We start from the raw sequence: 16,965 nt of genomic DNA, 5'->3' as shown, positions 1-16,965 counted from the left end.
GGCGGAACTTTGCCAGCTGGCTCTTGGCTGTAGGCAATCCCCCACGTGCCTGCGCGAGTCCAGAAAGCAGACACTCACTAACTTCAGTACCCAACCACCAGTCGAGCAACGTCCCCAACAAAAAGTGACAAAGACCTGCAGCCGCATAGTCTCTCTACCAACCGCGTGCCTTAGTAGGGTAACGCAGACCCCCTCAATTAACAAACCCAGTTAAAAACATGTAACTTGCCCCTTGCCAACTAATCAGAAAATTCGTAGTATAGAAGAGAAGGAGTGTGAAGGCCTTGTTAACAGCTCTTACAAGTGACGGGAAGCAAGTCGTGCTAACACGGCAGTTGTCCTTGACCAGCTTACGGGAGTGGCGTAAAAACGAATCCTTTCATTGTCCTCAATGCAAAGAACCAGTACTCCTGAAAGTCGGCGACATCATAATTCCACACTTTGCTCACCTGAAGCAAACCACCTGCCGGGACAGTTTCTCAGAAGGGGAGTCCCCAACCCATCTGCTCGGCAAAATCCAACTCTATGAACTATTTTCACATCTTCAGCTACCAACTGAAATAGAACCTTATTTACCAGACATACGACAACGTCCTGATCTGCTCGTAACGTGGCAGAAAGACAAAATCCCAATCGAATTCCAATGCAGTACGATTCCCATTGCACATATCCTCGAGCGAAACGCAGGCTACCATAGCGTAAATATGAATCCTATATGGATCGTCCTAACACCTCCAACCGTTCAAGATTCCCTAGCATTTGTTCTTACCCATCGATTCACTCAATTCCAACAACACTTTATCCGCCACATTCATTCAAGTGCTAAAGAGACATTATCAGTTTTTTTAACATACAATCCATCCAAGCAACAATTTCACTACCTCAGTCATTTCATTCATCTTCGCGGTACCGCATTTGCAATGTGTCACTCCGTCATGCGAATCAAACATCAAACCATTCCTTTCGCTATTCCTGCTACTCCATCCACAAAGGATATAGAAGAACTGACACGTCAATATCAATCTGCGCGCAGAAAGTATCTTCGGTCGGTTATTGGGTATAATCAAAGAGGTATCCATCATCGTTTTTTGCGTGCATGTTATGAAATGCGTGTGCAGCCCGTTCAACTTCCTGGATGGATTGGCGTTCCAACAATAGGAGAAGAGGCATTTACAGAGTCCGACTGTGAATGGCAATTGCTTCTTATTGCGGCCATCCGACAAACGAGAACTACAGCCTTCCAACTAAATCGTTCCTTTCTTCATTCATTTATCAAAACATTTGAAGGGGATTCAAGCCGACAATTAGAAGCTTGTCAAAACTATGTGGATTTCTTGAGAGAGCAACGCATAGATATCTATCGACTGGATAAATTGATGGGCAGAGATTTTGTACTGGAAATACTTTCAGGGCGATTTCTTGCAATGCATGCCAGGAATTGAGAAAATACAAGAGAATCAAATAACGGTAAATGCAGAAGGAGGAATTGGATTGACGAATGATAACAAAGTATTGACGCGCGATGAAGTATCTGAAGAGGAAACATGGCGCTTGGAAGATATATTTTCTTCTGATGAAGAATGGGATAAAGAATACAGCAAAATTGAAGAGATGGCTAAAGAAGCAGAACAGTATAAAGGCACTCTTGGCAATGGCGCTCGTCCACTGTTTGAAGCGCTAACCTATCGTGATAAATTGGCGGAACGACTACGTAGATTGTATACGTATGCGCATCTTAAAACAGATCAAGATACGACGAATAGTTTTTATCAGGCAATGGATGGCCGAATTAGAACGCTAGTTGTGAAAATATCTACAGCGTTATCTTATTTCACTCCAGAATTACTTTCCATTGATGAAAAGCAGTTGAATGAAACGATTGAGTCACATGAAGGCTTGCGTTTATATAAACAGGAATTTGAAGAGTTGAATGCAGAACGCGCTCACGTATTGTCCTCAGAACAGGAACAATTAATCGCGCAGTTGTCTGAAGTGACAGGAAAGTCCTCTGAAACATTCAGTATGTTAAACAACGCGGATCTAACTTTCGGTTTGGTCAAAGACGAAAAGGGAAATGACATTCAATTAACACATGGTCGTTATTCGCAATTCCTAGAGAGTAAAGATCCGAAAGTACGCGAAGCGGCATTTAAAGAAATGTATTCAAGATATGGAGAGTTCAAAAATACATTTGCTTCGACGTTAAGCGGTAACGTAAAAGGGCATAATGTGAATGCACGAATTAGAAATTATAGTTCAGCAAGAGCGGCAGCATTATCGAATAACCATATTCCAGAACAAGTATATGAAAATCTATTGTCTACCATCAATAAAAATCTAGGCTTACTGCATCGTTATGTAGCCTTGCGTAAAAAAGTATTGAATGTGGATACGCTGCATATGTGGGATATCTACACACCCCTAGTTGAAGATACGGAGATGAAATACACATACGAGGAAGCGAAAGAGACTATGCTTGAGAGCTTCCATCCGCTGGGCGAAGACTATCGGGCTGTTGTAAAAGAAGGTCTTGATAATCGCTGGGTGGATGTTCGTGAAAATAAAGGGAAGCGTTCAGGTGCGTATTCTTCAGGTTCTTATGGAACAAATCCATACATTTTAATGAACTGGCAAGACAATGTAAGCAATTTATTTACGTTAGCCCATGAGTTTGGACATAGTGTACACAGCTATTACTCCCGTAAATATCAACCATTCATTTATAGTGGATACTCTATATTTGTCGCGGAAGTTGCGTCAACAGTTAATGAAGCGTTGCTGAATGATCACTTATTAAAAGTGACGACAGATGAAGATCAGCGAATCTACTTATTGAACTATTGGTTGGATGGATTCCGTGCGACGGTGTTCCGCCAGACGATGTTTGCGGAATACGAGCACTTGATTCACAAGCTTGATCAAGAGGGTGTGCCGTTGACGGCTGAAAAATTAACAGAAGAATACTATGCGTTAAACAAAAAGTATTATGGTGACGCGATTGTTAGTGACGAGGAAATTGGTTTAGAGTGGGCACGTATTCCTCACTTCTATATGAACTATTATGTTTATCAATATGCGACAGGATATAGTGCAGCTGTAGCACTTAGCAAACAGATTCTAGAAGAGGGCGAGCCAGCAGTAGAACGTTATATTTCGAACTTCTTGAAGGCGGGATCATCCGATTATCCTATCGAAGTACTTAAAAAGGCGGGTGTCGATATGACATCTGAAAAACCAATTGAAGAGGCTTGCCGAGTATTTGAAGCACGATTGGATGAGTTAGAACAGTTATTAGCAAAGAGAGGGTAATGTGAGTTTACAGGTTTCGACAGACGTCTGCGGAGACTGTGACATTTAGACGAAAGCTGTTATAATTTGTTGAAGTCATAAGTCATTTATGATATGGTGTAAATGTGGAATAAATCACATACCAAACATACACCCCTTTTGTTTGAACGTGAACATTTCTCCCATTCCCTTTGAAAGAGAGCATTCACTCCCCCCCAGGAGCGGATGCTCTTTTCTTTACGTTTTCATATAAAAAAGCCGAAGCCCCCAAGAAATTGGTGGGCTTCGACTGGTATAAGGGCTATTTGATTAGTGAACAATTAGGTTGCTTTTTACGCCATAACGTACGATCTTGGAAAGGAATTCGTTCGATTTCCTGTTTCAGTAAGCGTTTCTTTAATTCACGTTCAGCTTCTTTTTCTGTCACGTGGCACATTTCTGCGATTTCCTTCGTTGTCAGTAAGTCAAAGCGATTGAATAAAGAATCAATAGAAGGGGGTATGTCGGGTAGGAGTTGTCCTCCGATTAGTTCTTCTAAAATCTGTTCGTAGATCGCATAGTCATAGAGGCCACTCACTTTCAATCCTTCATCTTCAATGTTGCTATTGAAGAAAACGAAAGTTGGAGCTTCATCTACTTCCATTTCGTTACCTAAATACATATCGACTTGCAACGCACGTGATGTTTCTTCCGAAGTAAAATCCGCGATAAATTCATCTACGTCTAAATTAATGCGTGCCGCAATTTCAATGAGTACTGAATACGATGCGACGTCACGCTTCTTCAAAAAAGAATACTCAAGTAAACAGGATAAGTAACGGAATCCTGCGCGCTTACCTTGGAATTCTGCAGCTTTCACTGCAATGTTAGGGAAGCAAGGATTTGATCGTTTCGTAGACTTGGCGTCATTTGGATCAATTAAAGCAGGCGGATTCAGTTTTGTCATAGGTGTTCTCAACGCGATACGTAACGTGAAATAGTGATCGTATTCGACCTGCATTTTACGTAGCAACGGTTGTAGTGACCAACAGTCCTTGCAATAAGGATCTAGAAATACATAGAGTTCAATGGGCTTTACTGAAGCAGAGTAGTGTAACGTATCATCAATAACAGTTAGATAGTTCACTGATCTTCCTCCTCGTTCCTATTTACCATATGGTTGGCTGTTAAGACAAGGCGTTTATAGTAGACTTCCCGAAGTGGACCCTCCAGTCCTACGTCGTCCATTGCTTCAGCCATGCATGCTAGCCATGCTTCTGCGCGTGTAGGTGTGATAGGGAAAGGGTTATGTCGAGCTTTCATCATTGGATGTCCGTGCTCTTCAGTGAATAGGTTCGGGCCACCTAGATATTGTGTTTGAAATTGTTTTTGCTTCCTAATGGTTTCAGTTAAATCATTAGGGAATATTGGAATGAGGTCTGGGTGAACAGCCACTTTTGCGTAAAATGTTTCAATCAATTCGTGTAACTTTTTCTCGCCGATCTCCTCAAAAGGGATGACAGGTTTTCGAGTCATTGAATTCACACCCCTTCGTACATCTGTATCTGTATTCTATCAACGAACGAAATTCTATACAAATAAAAGAACTTATTTTGTTTCTTGTTATATAGCAGTTTGGTTAATTAGATCGTATAAACTGTTGAGAATAGTGAGTTTAAAGACCAGTAGTAATAGGAAGGGCAGCGTTAAACGACACCTTGCGCTTACCAACAATTAAAAAGTAGTTGGAACATCTTGTGTAATAAAACGACAGCTTCAACATTAAACCATTTGCTGGTAGTAGTTCATGACTTTTTTTACGTAGTTCTGAGTTTCTTTGAAGGGGGGAATGCCTCCGTATTTTTTTACGTTCCCTGGTCCTGCGTTGTAGGCTGCTAGTGCCATTTCGTTTGAGCCGAATTGGTTGAGCATGTTGCGCAAGTATTTGGCTCCGCCCATGATGTTCTGTTTTGGGTCCATCGGGTTGGTTACGCCCAAGTATTTAGCAGTGCCTGGCATGAGTTGCATGAGTCCGGCTGCGCCTGCGTGACTTTTTGCATTGCTCTTGAAGTTGGATTCTTGTTTGATGACTGCGGCAATTAGTTTTTCTGGTAGTTGATATTGATCAGCAGCTTGTTTGATGATGTCTGCATATGGATTGTTGGTTCCAGGTGACGAGGTGGCGGGTGATGTAGCGGTAAATTTTTCAACTGGGCTTGTGGATATGCTAAACGGTATGATAGTGCTTCCTTGGCTGAGTAGTTGCTCGGATGGTTTTGCGAGTTCAGTGCTCATGTTAGTGCCTTCCTTCAATTGTGTAAGCATCATTTGGAATGCATTGGAGCTAGTCGGCGGATTACTACTAAAGGATTGAACCGCTCCAAGAGTTTGTAGTGTATTGATTTCAAGGAGTAACCGAGTGTTAATTGGGTCGAGATTCATACTTTTTCCTCCTGTTTATTCAAGATATTAAATGGATTCATTTATTATATCTATTATACCAACTTTCTTACCACAATGCACAGTAACGAAATGCAACTACGTGTGGCATATGGTAGACTAAACGTAAAGTCTATAATTAAGGAAGTGGATGTCTTGGATATGAAAAATGAAATCATTGAAACGAGTAAGAACGGTAATGAAGTTCAATTTATATTGAATCCTGAGGCAGAATGGCCGTTAGGTTCCCCAACTGGAAAAATGTTGACAGACACAGATCGTCAATCGTTTGTCTATATCTTTGATCACGAGACCGGCTATCGGTATGCATATTTTCCTAAGGATAGTTGGAGCGGACTAGTAGATATGCTATTACAACAAGCAGAACCTGTGTTGGTCTGGCAAGATGAGAAAATACTATTAACAGGTGCTGCAGACGAATTGCAGGCGTTGATTTTTAATATAGAGGGTAATGATAACTATGGTGAGGAATTCAGTACAGCTGTCGAAGAGATATTCAAGCCAGTGCTGGAAAAGGTGAATTGATATATGGCAAAAGAATTTCACAAAAAGAATGGAAGTGACGTAATGAAATTCACAATTCAGTCGCGAAATGACGAGATATCTAATAAGTTAATGAAAGAAGCACGAGTGTATTTACGCGATTTCGGTTTGAAATACGATGAAGAAGAACCGGACATTGTATTGTCCATCGGTGGTGATGGAACGCTATTGCATGCTTTCCATAAATACATACACCGCCTGGATAAGACATCATTTGTGGGGATTCATACGGGTCACTTAGGATTTTATGCGGACTGGAAACCGTCTGAAATAGAAAAATTGGTGATCTTGATCGCAAGACAAGAGTATGAAGTTATCGAGTATCCTTTGATAGAAGTAACGATTAATTATCGTCATTCTGAAAAAAGCGCATCCTATTTAGCGTTGAATGAATCCACAGTGAAATCACCTGAAGTTACGTTGGTGATGGATGTTGAATTAAATGGAGAACACTTTGAACGCTTTAGAGGAGACGGACTTTGCATGTCGACGCCGTCCGGATCAACTGCTTACAGTAAATCTCTTGGTGGAGCGATTATCCATCCTTCATTGCCATCCATGCAATTGACAGAAATGGCATCCATTAATAATCGTGTATTCCGTACAGTAGGATCTCCACTCATTTTACCGGATCATCATATTTGTACATTGACGCCTGTAAAAGGTCCTGATTTCATGGTGACAGTCGATCATTTGCAACTGCTTCATAAAGATGTGAAATCCATCGAATACAAAGTATCCAATGAAAAAATGGGCTTTGCGCGCTTCCGTCCTTTCCCATTCTGGAAACGTGTAGAAGAGTCATTTGTAGCAAGTGATTTAATTTATGAACGTGAAGATGATGAAAAGAAAAAATAATAGGCTGTTTCAATTACAATTCGTTGTGAAGGAACGTGGATTGCTTCGTGAGTTTTTAGCATTGCATGAAATTTCTAAAACGACGTTAACAGCTATTAAATATCGCGGTGGAGAGATTTTGGTGAATGGACAGTCTCAAAACGTGCGTCATCAGTTGCAGCCAAATGATCAAGTGACCGTCGTATTCCCTCCGGAACAGGTGAGTGATGGATTAACTCCGCAAGAGGGTACATTATCGATTTTGTATGAAGATGAAACCCTTCTGGTGCTTGATAAACCAGCTGGACAGAGTACGATACCTTCTCGCAATCATCCTTCTGGAACGCTTGCGAATTTTGTTTGTGGAAAATTTGAAAGAGAAGGTATACTTTCGACTGCTCATATGGTGACACGCCTTGATACAGATACATCAGGTATTATTTGTGTGGCGAAAAACCGTCATATCCATCATCTACTGAGCAAACAGATGGCACAAGATTTGTTTCAACGACAATACACTGCATTTGCCGAAGGTATAATTTCTACGCCATTCGTGACTATTGAACAACCGATTGGTAGAAAAGAAGGAAGTATCATTGAAAGAATTGTACGGAAAGATGGTCAGTATTCAAAAACGGATGTATCAGTAAAAGCACATTACCGTAATGCAGCAGACTGTTTTTCCGTCGTAGACTTGACGTTGCACACAGGCCGTACGCATCAAATTCGCGTGCATATGCAATGGCTCGGTCATCCACTTGTTGGTGATGATTTATACGATGCGAATCGAGACGTATTCCCACGCCAAGCATTGCATTGCTCTGGCGTCAGTTTACTTCACCCAATCACCAAAGAGAGAATGCATTTTACTAGTCCCTTGCCGGAAGATATGCAATACTATTTACGGCAAAGTCAGCAAGTGTGCGGATTCTCTCAACAGCAACAACTCTGTTAATGTGAAGAAATATGTAGTGTCTATAGGAACTTACTAGTACGTGTAAGCGTACCGTATGTGCAGAAGGGAAGGTGTGAAATCATGACTACTCAACCAGAACAAATGAAAAGTGAAATCGTTTTGGATGCAGTGAAGTTACGAGAATTGCTGATCAACGAAGATATTCATTCGTTCAGACAGGAATATCTAGTACTCCATCCATACGATCGAGCGACTTTTTATGAAGAAGTTGGTGCAGAGCTTCGGGAATTGATGTATTTTTATCTATCACCAAAAGAACTTGCGGAAATATTTGAAACAAGTGAAATTGAAGAAGATGAATACGAAGAGTTCCTTGAGGAGATGGACGCGACATATGCCGCAGAGATGATTTCATACATGTTTGTGGATAATGCGGTAGATGTCCTGAAAGAACTAGATAAAAAGAAAGTCGTCAGCTATCTAACGTTGATGGATAAAGAAGCTGCGATTCAAATTAAAGCATTACTACACTATGAAGAATATACAGCTGGTTCGATCATGACGACGGAATTCGTTACAGTCTCTGAGAATTCCACTGTCCGTTCCGCCATGACCATTTTGCGTAGTGAAGCACCAAGCGCTGAAACGATTTACTATATTTTTGTTGTGGATGACTACCAGCGTTTAACTGGAGTCGTTTCGTTACGCGATTTGATAATTGCCGATGAAGATACATTAATTCGCTCCATCATGAGTGATCGCCTCGTCAGCGTTTCAGTTTCCGACGACCAAGAAGATGTCGCCCGAACGATTCAGGACTATAACTTCTTAGCTGTTCCAGTTGTCGATTTCCAACAACACATTCTAGGGATTATCACAGTCGATGACATTATCGACGTAATCGATGAAGAAGCATCGGATGACTATTCTAAACTTGCCGGTGTCTCGACGATGGATACATTTGATAAAAACCCACTCTCTGCTGCGAAAAAACGGATTCCTTGGCTTTTGATTTTATTAGTTCTCGGAATGTTAACAGCAAACTTAATTGATTTATTTACGGAAACGATTTCTCAAGTTGCTCTATTAGCGGCATTTATCCCACTGATCGCCGGAACTGCCGGAAATAGTGGAACTCAGTCACTTGCTGTTGCAGTTCGTGGTATCGCAACGCGTGATATTGAAGATGAGAGTAAGTTGAAGTTACTGATGCGAGAAGCGGGTACTGGAATTATTACAGGTGTGATTTGTGCAATATTTGTAGTTTTATTAATCTTTATCTGGAAGCATGAACTAGTTATTGCTTTACTAGTAGGAGCTGCGATGTTGGTCTCCATTTTCGTTGCAACCATTTCAGGATCATTTATTCCATTATTTATGCATAAACTCAAAGTGGACCCGGCTGTTGCCTCAGGACCATTTATTACAACACTAAACGACGTCATCAGTGTCGTCATATATCTAGGCCTTGCAACAGTATTCCTTAGTTCATTATGAACTAGGAATACTGTTTTTTTATTTTGGCACGTTGGGCGTTTAACTTACATATGCTAACTAAAAGGAAGTGATGAAAATGCGTCATGAAAAGCCGTTAATGTTCATCTCCAGCCCCGTTATTAGAAAATATCGGTATACACCCATTGTAGAAGAAGAAAGCACATCCGTTTTTGAACCGGAACACTCAAGAGAGCTGGAGCGTCCTGAAGTCTTACCCGTCCCTGAAAGCTTATCGGCACAAGAATCACAAGAGTCACCAGAGATTCAACAAGAACTATTGGCTACCCATCTCATCCGTCAAAGATTGGAATATTTGCAACACCCATTCCGCAAAGAATTATACGCCCCATTAGAAATTATCACTATAAAAGGTAGTGTTAAAGGAAAGTTCCACGACTTAGAAAACGAAATCGTCTGGATCAACTCGAATAAAGAAATAACGTCAGTCCGCATTGAAGAAATTTTAGATATCCTCTGGAAACAGCAATCATTTACTATTTAATTCTTACTATTAACAAGGCGAACCTGCTATTGGGTTCGCCTTGTTTTTTTGTTTCAATTTATCATGAAGATAATGCATCAGCATTCTAAAATAGAAAACTACATTAGTTGATTGTAAGTGGAACGCATCCGCCGAGAACGTCGATCAATGGCGTCCTTCACAATACCTTAAATTCTTCTGTTAAATAAAAAAGGACGAACCCTATTAATATAGGGTCCGCCATTTAGCATTGCAAGCGACCAATTAATCCTCGTCGCAGAAATCGATAAATACATCATCAATACACTGAATACCGCAGAAACAGCTCAAGTCAACCGTTAAGCACGTATTCGTTGGTCCGAAACCATTCACTTTACAAATCTTTTCATAACAGATTTTTCCGTCTGTCGTAATATCAAACGGCTTTCCGTTATACAAAGGTTGCAATACTTGAATGGTAGCACAGCAAGAATCAAACACTGTCTGTACTCGGAAAAATACAGAAACACAGCTCGTATGCTGATGAGGTGTTGAATTATGATTAGTCAATGACTGCTCTGCCGTCATCTTAGGATAATGCTTACGTTTACCACCTCGGAATACTGCCTTGAAATAATCCCCGTTACCCGTTAGCAAACTGAACACGCGTGTGTTGACGCGACCTCTAACCGGGCTGACCAAACTGCCAAGCGGCGCCATGAAACAATCTGTATCACACTCTACACAATCCACTTCCGGACACGTATTCTGAACGCGTTGGATAAAGCGCACTACTTCACAAATACAATTCGACTTATGACAGCCATCATGTTTGCTGTCTTTCTTTTCACATCCCACTACTGTCCACCTCCTGTTTGTCGTTCTCTATACTTTATGCATGGGTAATTGACATGACAGGGCGCTTTCCTCAATATGCATAAATCCGGTAAAAAAGATACATGCTAGACAGAAGGGAGGCGTTGCATTTGAAGAAGCTGAGTATATTGTTAATTATTCTTGGTCTACTTACTGGTTGCAGTGAAAAAGGAACGTACATTAAAAATACAACTTCACAGGATGAGCATTCGTTAGAGGAAGTCATCATGAGAAATGAACATGTGAAACTAGCAAAGGTATTGTTATTTGAAGACGAATTGCTCGCAGGGATTCGTGTCAATACGTTTTCCCGGTTTAAAAAGAAAACGATTGCTACGGATATTCAAAAAAAATTGGAGAAAGAATATCCTGATCTGAAAATCACTGTGTCAGCAGACAGTAAAATTCTGCTCGAAACGGAAAAGTTGATCCGTAAAAAAGATGAAAAAGATTATCGAAAGAAAATAGATAAAATCAAATCAATCGAAAAGGAGCAAACCTGATGCAACAAGAAAAGTATGCCCAAATAGAGAAAGAGTTATCACCTAAACCACCTATTTTGAAAAATGTAATGAAAGCTTTTTTAACAGGTGGTTTGATTTGTTTAGTAGGACAATTCATTGCACTTTTCTATATTACGTATTTTGATTTTACGGAACGCACAGCGAGTAATCCAACTGTTGCTACGATGATTTTCATTGCGATGTTGTTAACGGGTTTTGGATTATATAAAAAGATTTCTCAATTTGGTGGTGCCGGAGCAGCGGTACCGATTACAGGATTCGGTAATGCTGTAGTATCGGCTGCTATTGAACATAAATCAGAAGGATATGTGCTAGGTGTTGGCGGGAATATGTTTAAATTAGCTGGTTCAGTTATTTTATTCGGTGTCTTTTCTGCCTTTGTTGTAGCATTAATCAAGACTATCCTAGTGAAGTTTGGTGTGGTCTCATGGTGATACGGGGATTGCTAACCTTTCAGTCCAAGCCAAGTATTTACGCAACAGGTGTAACAGCAGGTCCATTGGAAAAAAAGAAAAGTGTGTTTGCACCACTATTTGATAAAGTATACGAAGATGAGCGTTGTGATTTGCCAACAAACGAAGACGGTCATAAGCAGTTAATGTATGACGCGGTGTTGATCGCACTTAGTAAAGCGAAGAAACAGCCGGAGAAAATCGACTTTTTCCTAACTGGAGATTTGGTTAATCAGATGACCCCTTCAAATTTTACAGCTCAAGCACTAGCTATTCCATATATCGGTCTGTTTTCTGCATGCGCTACTTCCGTCTCTTCTATGATCACGGCGGCATTACTCGCGGATGCAAAGCAAGCAAATTGGATCATGGCAGGTTCTTCTAGTCAACATAACGCAATTGAGAGACAGTTTCGGTATCCACTGGAGTATGGTTCACAAAAAGGAGCAACTGCACAATGGACGGTCACGGCAGCTGGTGCAGTATTAATCGGACAACATAAAGTAGATACTCCAGTTATTGACTGCGCTACTGTAGGTAAAGTGATAGACATGGGAATGACGGATCCGCTTAATATGGGATCTGCGATGGCCCCGGCTGCTAGTGATACATTGATGAATCATTTGACGGGACATGGTAGGACAATCGATGACTATGACACGATCATCACAGGAGATTTAGGAAGCAATGGTTTCAAAATATTTAAAGCATTGGCCAATGAAAATGGGTTACCTCATACGAAAAATTTTCGAGATGCTGGCGAAGAGTTTTATGGAAATGATCCATCGTTTAAAGCGGGGGCTAGTGGATCTGGTTGTTCAGCAGCTGTATTTCTTTCCGATGTCTATCAGAAAATGCTGACGAGAGAATATAAGCGGGTTTTATTGTTGGCAACTGGTGCATTGCTATCTCCGTTGTCATTTCAACAAGGGGATACGATTCCGTGTATAGCGCACGCGATTGAACTGTCAATGAATGAGGTGACGGCAGAATGATATCTATATACATCACGTCGTTTATAGTCGGTGGCTTGATTTGTGTCATTGGTCAATTATTGATGGATGTCGCCAAATTAACGCCTGCTCACACATTGGTTTCATTGGTTGTGACCGGGTCGGTACTGGACGGTATTGGCTGGTATGAACCACTTATTGATTTTGCTGGCGCCGGTGCTACGATTCCGATTACTTCATTCGGTAACGCATTAACGCACGGCGCAATGGCAGAAGCAGAAAAGCATGGCCTAGTCGGTGTGGTAACAGGCATGTTCGAAGTGACAAGTTCAGGAATTAGTGCGGCAATCATATTCGGACTAATTGGCGCATTGCTCTTTACATCAAAAGGAAATGTTTAAATTACTTAAACGCCCTCTCCATTTCATTCATCTCTGCATATAGTAGAGAAGAAAGGAAGGAGGGGTTTTTTATGTACGGATGTTACCCATCTCAAGGTTACGGTGGTTACGGATACGGTGGAGGTTGTGGTGAAAGATATGGCGGTTCTTCATTCGTCTTGATTGTAGTTCTGTTTATTTTATTAATCATTGTAGGCAGAAGCTATTTCTAAGGAGGAGAACTGAATATGAACGATTCATTCTTTAAAAAAATAGAATCTAAAACGGGTGTGCCGATGGAAGAAGTCTTTGCATTAGCGAATGCCATTCAATATGCTGATTTCAAAGACGAAAACCAAGTGAGAAAAATCATTCAAAAGGTAAGTCAAGTAGCGAACAAAGACGTACCGCAATCTGTAGAAGATGAATTAGTTAACTCTATTGTGACAAGTGGAAGAGGACTAAATTTGAATGATATTTCACAAATGCTTGGCGGTAAGTAAATAAATCTACTAAAACATGTTTAGAATGCTTGCTAAGTGGATAGACTAGTAATGATGATATATTTGAAAGGGAGGTGCACATCATGGGTTATATACTACCAATACAAAATTACCAAGCACAGCAGTATGCAGAACGTATGAATAACGAACGTCATAATTTTGCATATATCGGACGAGTAAGTCCTGTGCGTCTGAAAAATGAGGAATCAAGCTATTGGGAAGATGTTCTGGCAGATGAAGAAAGACGTCGAGAAGAGCAGATGAAGCAACGAAAGAATGGTGCACCTCAACCTTTAGTTAAAAAAGGATTTATAGCACCAAATCCAGCCCAATTCTCACCTGAAATAGCAGAGGTAGTTGGAAAGGGTCAAGCGATTAATGCATATGTCTAATGCAATAAAAATACCCCTTACCACTTTTAAAGTGGTAAGGGGTATTTTTTACTGTGCAATCAGTCGTTCATCAAATTTTTCTCCATAGCGCGATGAGGAATATCAGCATCCATGAATTCAGGGGATGTTACGACATAGCCTAACTTTTCGTAAAAGGGCACAGCATAAGACTGTGCATTCAAAATTAGTTTTTTCATAGAACTCTTAATCGCATGTTCTTCTAATGTATTCATAATCAAAAACCCAAGATGTTTACCACGATGTTCAGGTAAAATACAGATTCTCTCTATTTTAGCATGTGCATTTACAAGACCTCTCATTCGGCCGGCACCGATTGGTTGATCCATTTCATCGTAAACGACGAAGTGGATAGCCTCCTGATCGTGTTCGTCCAACTCAAGGATCAACGGGACACCTTGTTCTTCCACAAAAACCTTCTTGCGAACGATATACGCGTCCTGTTGACCTTTTTCATCTGAGACGATTTTTACAGTAATCTGCAAATCAAGACTCACGATCAAGACGGAACGTTTCGTATACTGTCCACGATCCATCTTCTAGTTGATAGAGTAAATGAATGCGATCGATGACTTCCGAGTGGTCGACACCTACCATTTTCATTTGGTTAATCACATCATCGTGTTCACCAGAAGTTAGGTTTTGCGCAATTGTAATATGTGGAACAAAAGCATAATTATTTTCATCATGATAGAAGTTTACATTTAAATCCTTGTGTAACTCGAGAATTTCGTCATTTGGTACAACTTTAAAGTAAATGGTATTCGTTGTTGGCGCGAACGAGCCAACTTTTGTCACGTTCAACTCAAAAGGGCTGTTTTTGATTGTAATTTCTTTTAACGCATTTGCTACTTCTTCAATTTCCTTGTCATTCGCTTCGAATGGATCTTTCAGCGTCATGTGAGGTGTGATTAGCGCATAATGCGGATCATATCTCTTCCGATAGCCATTTGCTAAATCTTGAAGTTTTTTTGAAGGGAATGCAACAATACCGTATTTCATTTAAGAGTGCCTCCTTGTGAATTGACTGAATTTTAGGTACATCCACTTTAGTATATCAGAAAATAGTCTAAGATGTCTCCTTCTATTACTAAAGGCTATTTATTTCGATCAGTGCGCGACGAATATCAGGTTGCCATGACTTCCAAGTATGGTCTCCGTCTAGCTCTTCATAAAAGTAAGGAAATCTTTTTTCTTTAATGACTTTATTCAACTCCCGGTTAGGTGTTAGAAAATCCAACCGACCGTCAGAAGTTGTGGGTACATAGGTTTCTTTATCACCGATCACATGGTAAATAGAAAGGTTGGCTGGATTTTGATTGGCCTTCACTGCTTCGAGTACTTCTTCGTTAACGAATGGTGAATGCAACACGACATTTCCGAAGCAATTTGGATATTTTAAAGCAGTCATTAATGACACAGATGCTGCCAATGAATCACCCATGAGCATTCTTGAAGAACCCATTTGGTATGTTGGATAGGTTTCATCAATATACTGAATTAACTCGTGTGCTAAAAAGCGGATATACGCTTTGTGTCGATCACCATCTGGGTGATACATACGTCTGCGTTCTTGCACCGTTTTATATGGAATACCTACCATGATGACAGGTTCAATGATTTCATCTTCCATTAATTCATCGGCAATTCGGCCAATCCGTCCGTATTGAAAATAATCTTTGCCATCTGAAACGAGCATGACATTATGTTTGTATAAAGGGGAATAGCGTGCTGGTAAATATATCAACAGTTCCATTTCTTCTTGTAGTTCATTACTGTAAAAACGGATTTCTTCAATTTTTCCTGGATTCATTTTGTAGGACCTCCATAATTAATGTACACTTAGTAATTATCATACCGATAAATAACAGTGTAAAGCTAGTGAAAACTATTGCGTATGAAGAGAGAGAGGGGAAAAAATATGGATGAAGGTAAGAATATTGTTCATTCAGATGTCGTGACAGCAGCAACAAAGAACGCATTGATCCGTCGTGGGGTTAAAATTCAAGACATCGCAAAAATTGTTTATGAACTGCAAGTACCTTATAACAAAGGCTTGTCGCTCGAACAATGTGTCGACTCGGTAGAAAGTGTTCTTCGCAAACGTGAATTGCAACACGCGATATTGGTAGGTGTTGAATTGGATGAAATGGCTGAAAGAGGTCAGCTATCGGAGCCGCTTCAGCAAATTGTTGAATCAGATGAAGGCTTATTCGGGGTCGATGAAACCATCGCATTGGGGGCGGTATACACATACGGTTCAATCGCGGTTACTACTTTCGGTCACTTAGATAAGAACAAAGTCGGCATCATCAACGAATTGGATACAAAAAAAGGAATTGGTATCCATACGTTCTTGGATGATTTGGTGGCAAGTGTGGCGGCGTGTGCGGCGTCTAGAATTGCACACAGAACGCGTGATTTGCAAGAAGCTGGCCTAACGTTTAAAGATGTACAAAATGGCAAGAGCTAATATCTGAACTGCCCTAGATCATTATTTCTAGCGGCAGTTTTTTGTTTTAGCTGTAGTTATTTCTTGTTTGTTGGATTACGTTTCTGTTAATTGTGCGTAATAAGCGGCTTTGGGTTGCGGTTCTTGCACGTGCTTTTTCTGTTTCTTGTTTGATCAGGAGGTTGTGGTTTAGCTGTCTATGTAAGTGGTAAGTTCATTGTCGCCACTACGGCGCTGGTGGATGGCTTTCGCGAGGAGCCAGAGACAAGGCCTGTCTATGTCTCCTCGCTACGCCTACCATGGCAGGCGCCTTCGTTAGATTGTGGGTGGGGCAGTTCGGGTAGTTGTTTTTAGTCGTGGAAGTGCTGGCTTATTACGTTTCTTTCAGGCGTACGTAATAAGCGGCATGGGGTTGTGGTTCTTGCACGTTCATTT

22 protein-coding genes are annotated in these 16,965 nt (G+C 40.7%); 15 read left to right on the top strand and 7 right to left on the bottom strand.

Annotated elements, in window-relative coordinates; all coding sequences use genetic code 11:
- The first annotated feature begins 284 nt into the window (after positions 1 to 284).
- Positions 285 to 1,442: a competence protein CoiA gene (locus CSV64_RS15815; protein WP_158233061.1), complete on the top strand. Its 1,158-nt coding sequence runs from the start codon at positions 285 to 287 to the stop codon at positions 1,440 to 1,442.
- A 49-nt stretch (positions 1,443 to 1,491) separates the two neighbouring features.
- Entirely contained in the window at positions 1,492 to 3,309 is a 1,818-nt protein-coding gene (gene pepF / locus CSV64_RS15810) for an oligoendopeptidase F (RefSeq protein WP_099635553.1), read from the top strand.
- 280 nt (positions 3,310 to 3,589) lie between these two features.
- On the opposite strand, the gene CSV64_RS15805 is transcribed toward pepF, so the two are convergent.
- The 3 genes from CSV64_RS15805 to CSV64_RS17045 all read right to left on the bottom strand — a co-directional run bounded on the left by CSV64_RS15805 (position 3,590) and on the right by CSV64_RS17045 (position 5,709).
- Positions 3,590 to 4,414, bottom strand: coding sequence for a DsbA family protein (locus tag CSV64_RS15805; RefSeq protein ID WP_099635535.1), 825 nt, complete (start codon positions 4,412 to 4,414; stop codon positions 3,590 to 3,592).
- Entirely contained in the window at positions 4,411 to 4,803 is a 393-nt protein-coding gene (locus CSV64_RS15800; protein ID WP_099635536.1) for a globin domain-containing protein, read from the bottom strand. Before CSV64_RS15800 ends, CSV64_RS15805 begins: the two co-directional genes overlap by 4 nt.
- 246 nt (positions 4,804 to 5,049) lie before the next feature.
- Positions 5,050 to 5,709: a lytic transglycosylase domain-containing protein gene (locus CSV64_RS17045; protein WP_099635537.1), complete on the bottom strand. Its 660-nt coding sequence runs from the start codon at positions 5,707 to 5,709 to the stop codon at positions 5,050 to 5,052.
- Positions 5,710 to 5,868: 159 nt separating this feature from the next.
- Here CSV64_RS17045 and CSV64_RS15790 point away from each other — a divergent pair, with 159 nt between their 5' ends.
- The 5 genes from CSV64_RS15790 (at position 5,869) to CSV64_RS15770 (ending at position 10,022) form a co-directional block, all read left to right on the top strand.
- Positions 5,869 to 6,252: a UPF0738 family protein gene (locus CSV64_RS15790; RefSeq protein ID WP_143561017.1), complete on the top strand. Its 384-nt coding sequence runs from the start codon at positions 5,869 to 5,871 to the stop codon at positions 6,250 to 6,252.
- A 42-nt stretch (positions 6,253 to 6,294) separates the two neighbouring features.
- Positions 6,295 to 7,128, top strand: a complete 834-nt coding sequence (locus CSV64_RS15785; RefSeq protein ID WP_029052471.1) for an NAD kinase — start codon at positions 6,295 to 6,297, stop codon at positions 7,126 to 7,128.
- Positions 7,097 to 8,062 carry an RluA family pseudouridine synthase gene (locus CSV64_RS15780; RefSeq protein WP_233190516.1) on the top strand — a complete coding sequence of 322 codons (966 nt, stop codon included), beginning with the start codon at positions 7,097 to 7,099 and terminating at the stop codon, positions 8,060 to 8,062. The genes CSV64_RS15785 and CSV64_RS15780 overlap by 32 nt, the downstream gene beginning before the upstream one ends.
- An 81-nt stretch (positions 8,063 to 8,143) precedes the next feature.
- Positions 8,144 to 9,520 (top strand): magnesium transporter, encoded by a 1,377-nt coding sequence (mgtE, locus tag CSV64_RS15775; protein WP_099635539.1) that lies wholly within the window; start codon positions 8,144 to 8,146, stop codon positions 9,518 to 9,520.
- 76 nt (positions 9,521 to 9,596) lie between these two features.
- Complete coding sequence (locus CSV64_RS15770) at positions 9,597 to 10,022, top strand: hypothetical protein (protein ID WP_099635540.1); 426 nt, start codon at positions 9,597 to 9,599, stop codon at positions 10,020 to 10,022.
- Positions 10,023 to 10,265: 243 nt separating this feature from the next.
- Here the strand turns inward: CSV64_RS15770 and CSV64_RS15765 are convergent, their stop codons facing one another.
- Positions 10,266 to 10,838 carry a CotY/CotZ family spore coat protein gene (locus tag CSV64_RS15765; RefSeq protein ID WP_099635541.1) on the bottom strand — a complete coding sequence of 191 codons (573 nt, stop codon included), beginning with the start codon at positions 10,836 to 10,838 and terminating at the stop codon, positions 10,266 to 10,268.
- Positions 10,839 to 10,966: 128 nt separating this feature from the next.
- Between CSV64_RS15765 and CSV64_RS15760 the strand changes: the two genes are divergently transcribed.
- The 7 genes from CSV64_RS15760 (at position 10,967) to CSV64_RS15730 (ending at position 14,060) form a co-directional block, all read left to right on the top strand.
- Entirely contained in the window at positions 10,967 to 11,359 is a 393-nt protein-coding gene (locus CSV64_RS15760) for a hypothetical protein (protein WP_099635542.1), read from the top strand.
- The gene (gene spoVAC, locus CSV64_RS15755) at positions 11,359 to 11,814 is read left to right on the top strand and encodes a stage V sporulation protein AC (protein ID WP_099635543.1); all 456 of its coding nucleotides are present in this window, start codon (positions 11,359 to 11,361) and stop codon (positions 11,812 to 11,814) included. The genes CSV64_RS15760 and spoVAC overlap by 1 nt, the downstream gene beginning before the upstream one ends.
- Positions 11,808 to 12,827, top strand: coding sequence for a beta-ketoacyl-[acyl-carrier-protein] synthase family protein (locus CSV64_RS15750; protein WP_099635544.1), 1,020 nt, complete (start codon positions 11,808 to 11,810; stop codon positions 12,825 to 12,827). Before spoVAC ends, CSV64_RS15750 begins: the two co-directional genes overlap by 7 nt.
- On the top strand, positions 12,824 to 13,186 hold the full coding sequence (spoVAE, locus tag CSV64_RS15745) for a stage V sporulation protein AE (protein ID WP_099635545.1): 363 nt from the start codon (positions 12,824 to 12,826) through the stop codon (positions 13,184 to 13,186). Before CSV64_RS15750 ends, spoVAE begins: the two co-directional genes overlap by 4 nt.
- A 71-nt stretch (positions 13,187 to 13,257) precedes the next feature.
- The gene (locus CSV64_RS17015; protein ID WP_099635546.1) at positions 13,258 to 13,398 is read left to right on the top strand and encodes a YjcZ family sporulation protein; all 141 of its coding nucleotides are present in this window, start codon (positions 13,258 to 13,260) and stop codon (positions 13,396 to 13,398) included.
- Positions 13,399 to 13,413: 15 nt separating this feature from the next.
- Positions 13,414 to 13,668, top strand: a complete 255-nt coding sequence (locus CSV64_RS15735; protein WP_099635547.1) for a stage VI sporulation protein F — start codon at positions 13,414 to 13,416, stop codon at positions 13,666 to 13,668.
- A gap of 83 nt (positions 13,669 to 13,751) precedes the next feature.
- The gene (locus CSV64_RS15730; protein WP_099635548.1) at positions 13,752 to 14,060 is read left to right on the top strand and encodes a hypothetical protein; all 309 of its coding nucleotides are present in this window, start codon (positions 13,752 to 13,754) and stop codon (positions 14,058 to 14,060) included.
- 59 nt (positions 14,061 to 14,119) lie between these two features.
- Here the strand turns inward: CSV64_RS15730 and CSV64_RS15725 are convergent, their stop codons facing one another.
- The 3 genes from CSV64_RS15725 to CSV64_RS15715 all read right to left on the bottom strand — a co-directional run bounded on the left by CSV64_RS15725 (position 14,120) and on the right by CSV64_RS15715 (position 15,891).
- Positions 14,120 to 14,557 carry a GNAT family N-acetyltransferase gene (locus CSV64_RS15725; protein WP_369824194.1) on the bottom strand — a complete coding sequence of 146 codons (438 nt, stop codon included), beginning with the start codon at positions 14,555 to 14,557 and terminating at the stop codon, positions 14,120 to 14,122.
- Positions 14,558 to 14,564: 7 nt separating this feature from the next.
- On the bottom strand, positions 14,565 to 15,080 hold the full coding sequence (locus CSV64_RS15720) for a YjcG family protein (RefSeq protein ID WP_099635550.1): 516 nt from the start codon (positions 15,078 to 15,080) through the stop codon (positions 14,565 to 14,567).
- A gap of 88 nt (positions 15,081 to 15,168) precedes the next feature.
- Positions 15,169 to 15,891, bottom strand: a complete 723-nt coding sequence (locus tag CSV64_RS15715; RefSeq protein ID WP_099635551.1) for an alpha/beta hydrolase — start codon at positions 15,889 to 15,891, stop codon at positions 15,169 to 15,171.
- 108 nt (positions 15,892 to 15,999) lie between these two features.
- Here CSV64_RS15715 and CSV64_RS15710 point away from each other — a divergent pair, with 108 nt between their 5' ends.
- Entirely contained in the window at positions 16,000 to 16,551 is a 552-nt protein-coding gene (locus CSV64_RS15710) for a phosphatidylglycerophosphatase A family protein (protein WP_099635552.1), read from the top strand.
- Positions 16,552 to 16,965 lie beyond the last annotated feature (414 nt).

Source organism: Sporosarcina sp. P32b (genome assembly GCF_002743335.1).
Lineage (GTDB): Bacteria > Bacillota > Bacilli > Bacillales_A > Planococcaceae > Sporosarcina.
The sequence above is the reverse complement of the archived record's forward strand: the minus strand, read 5'-3'. Positions and strand labels throughout refer to the sequence as shown.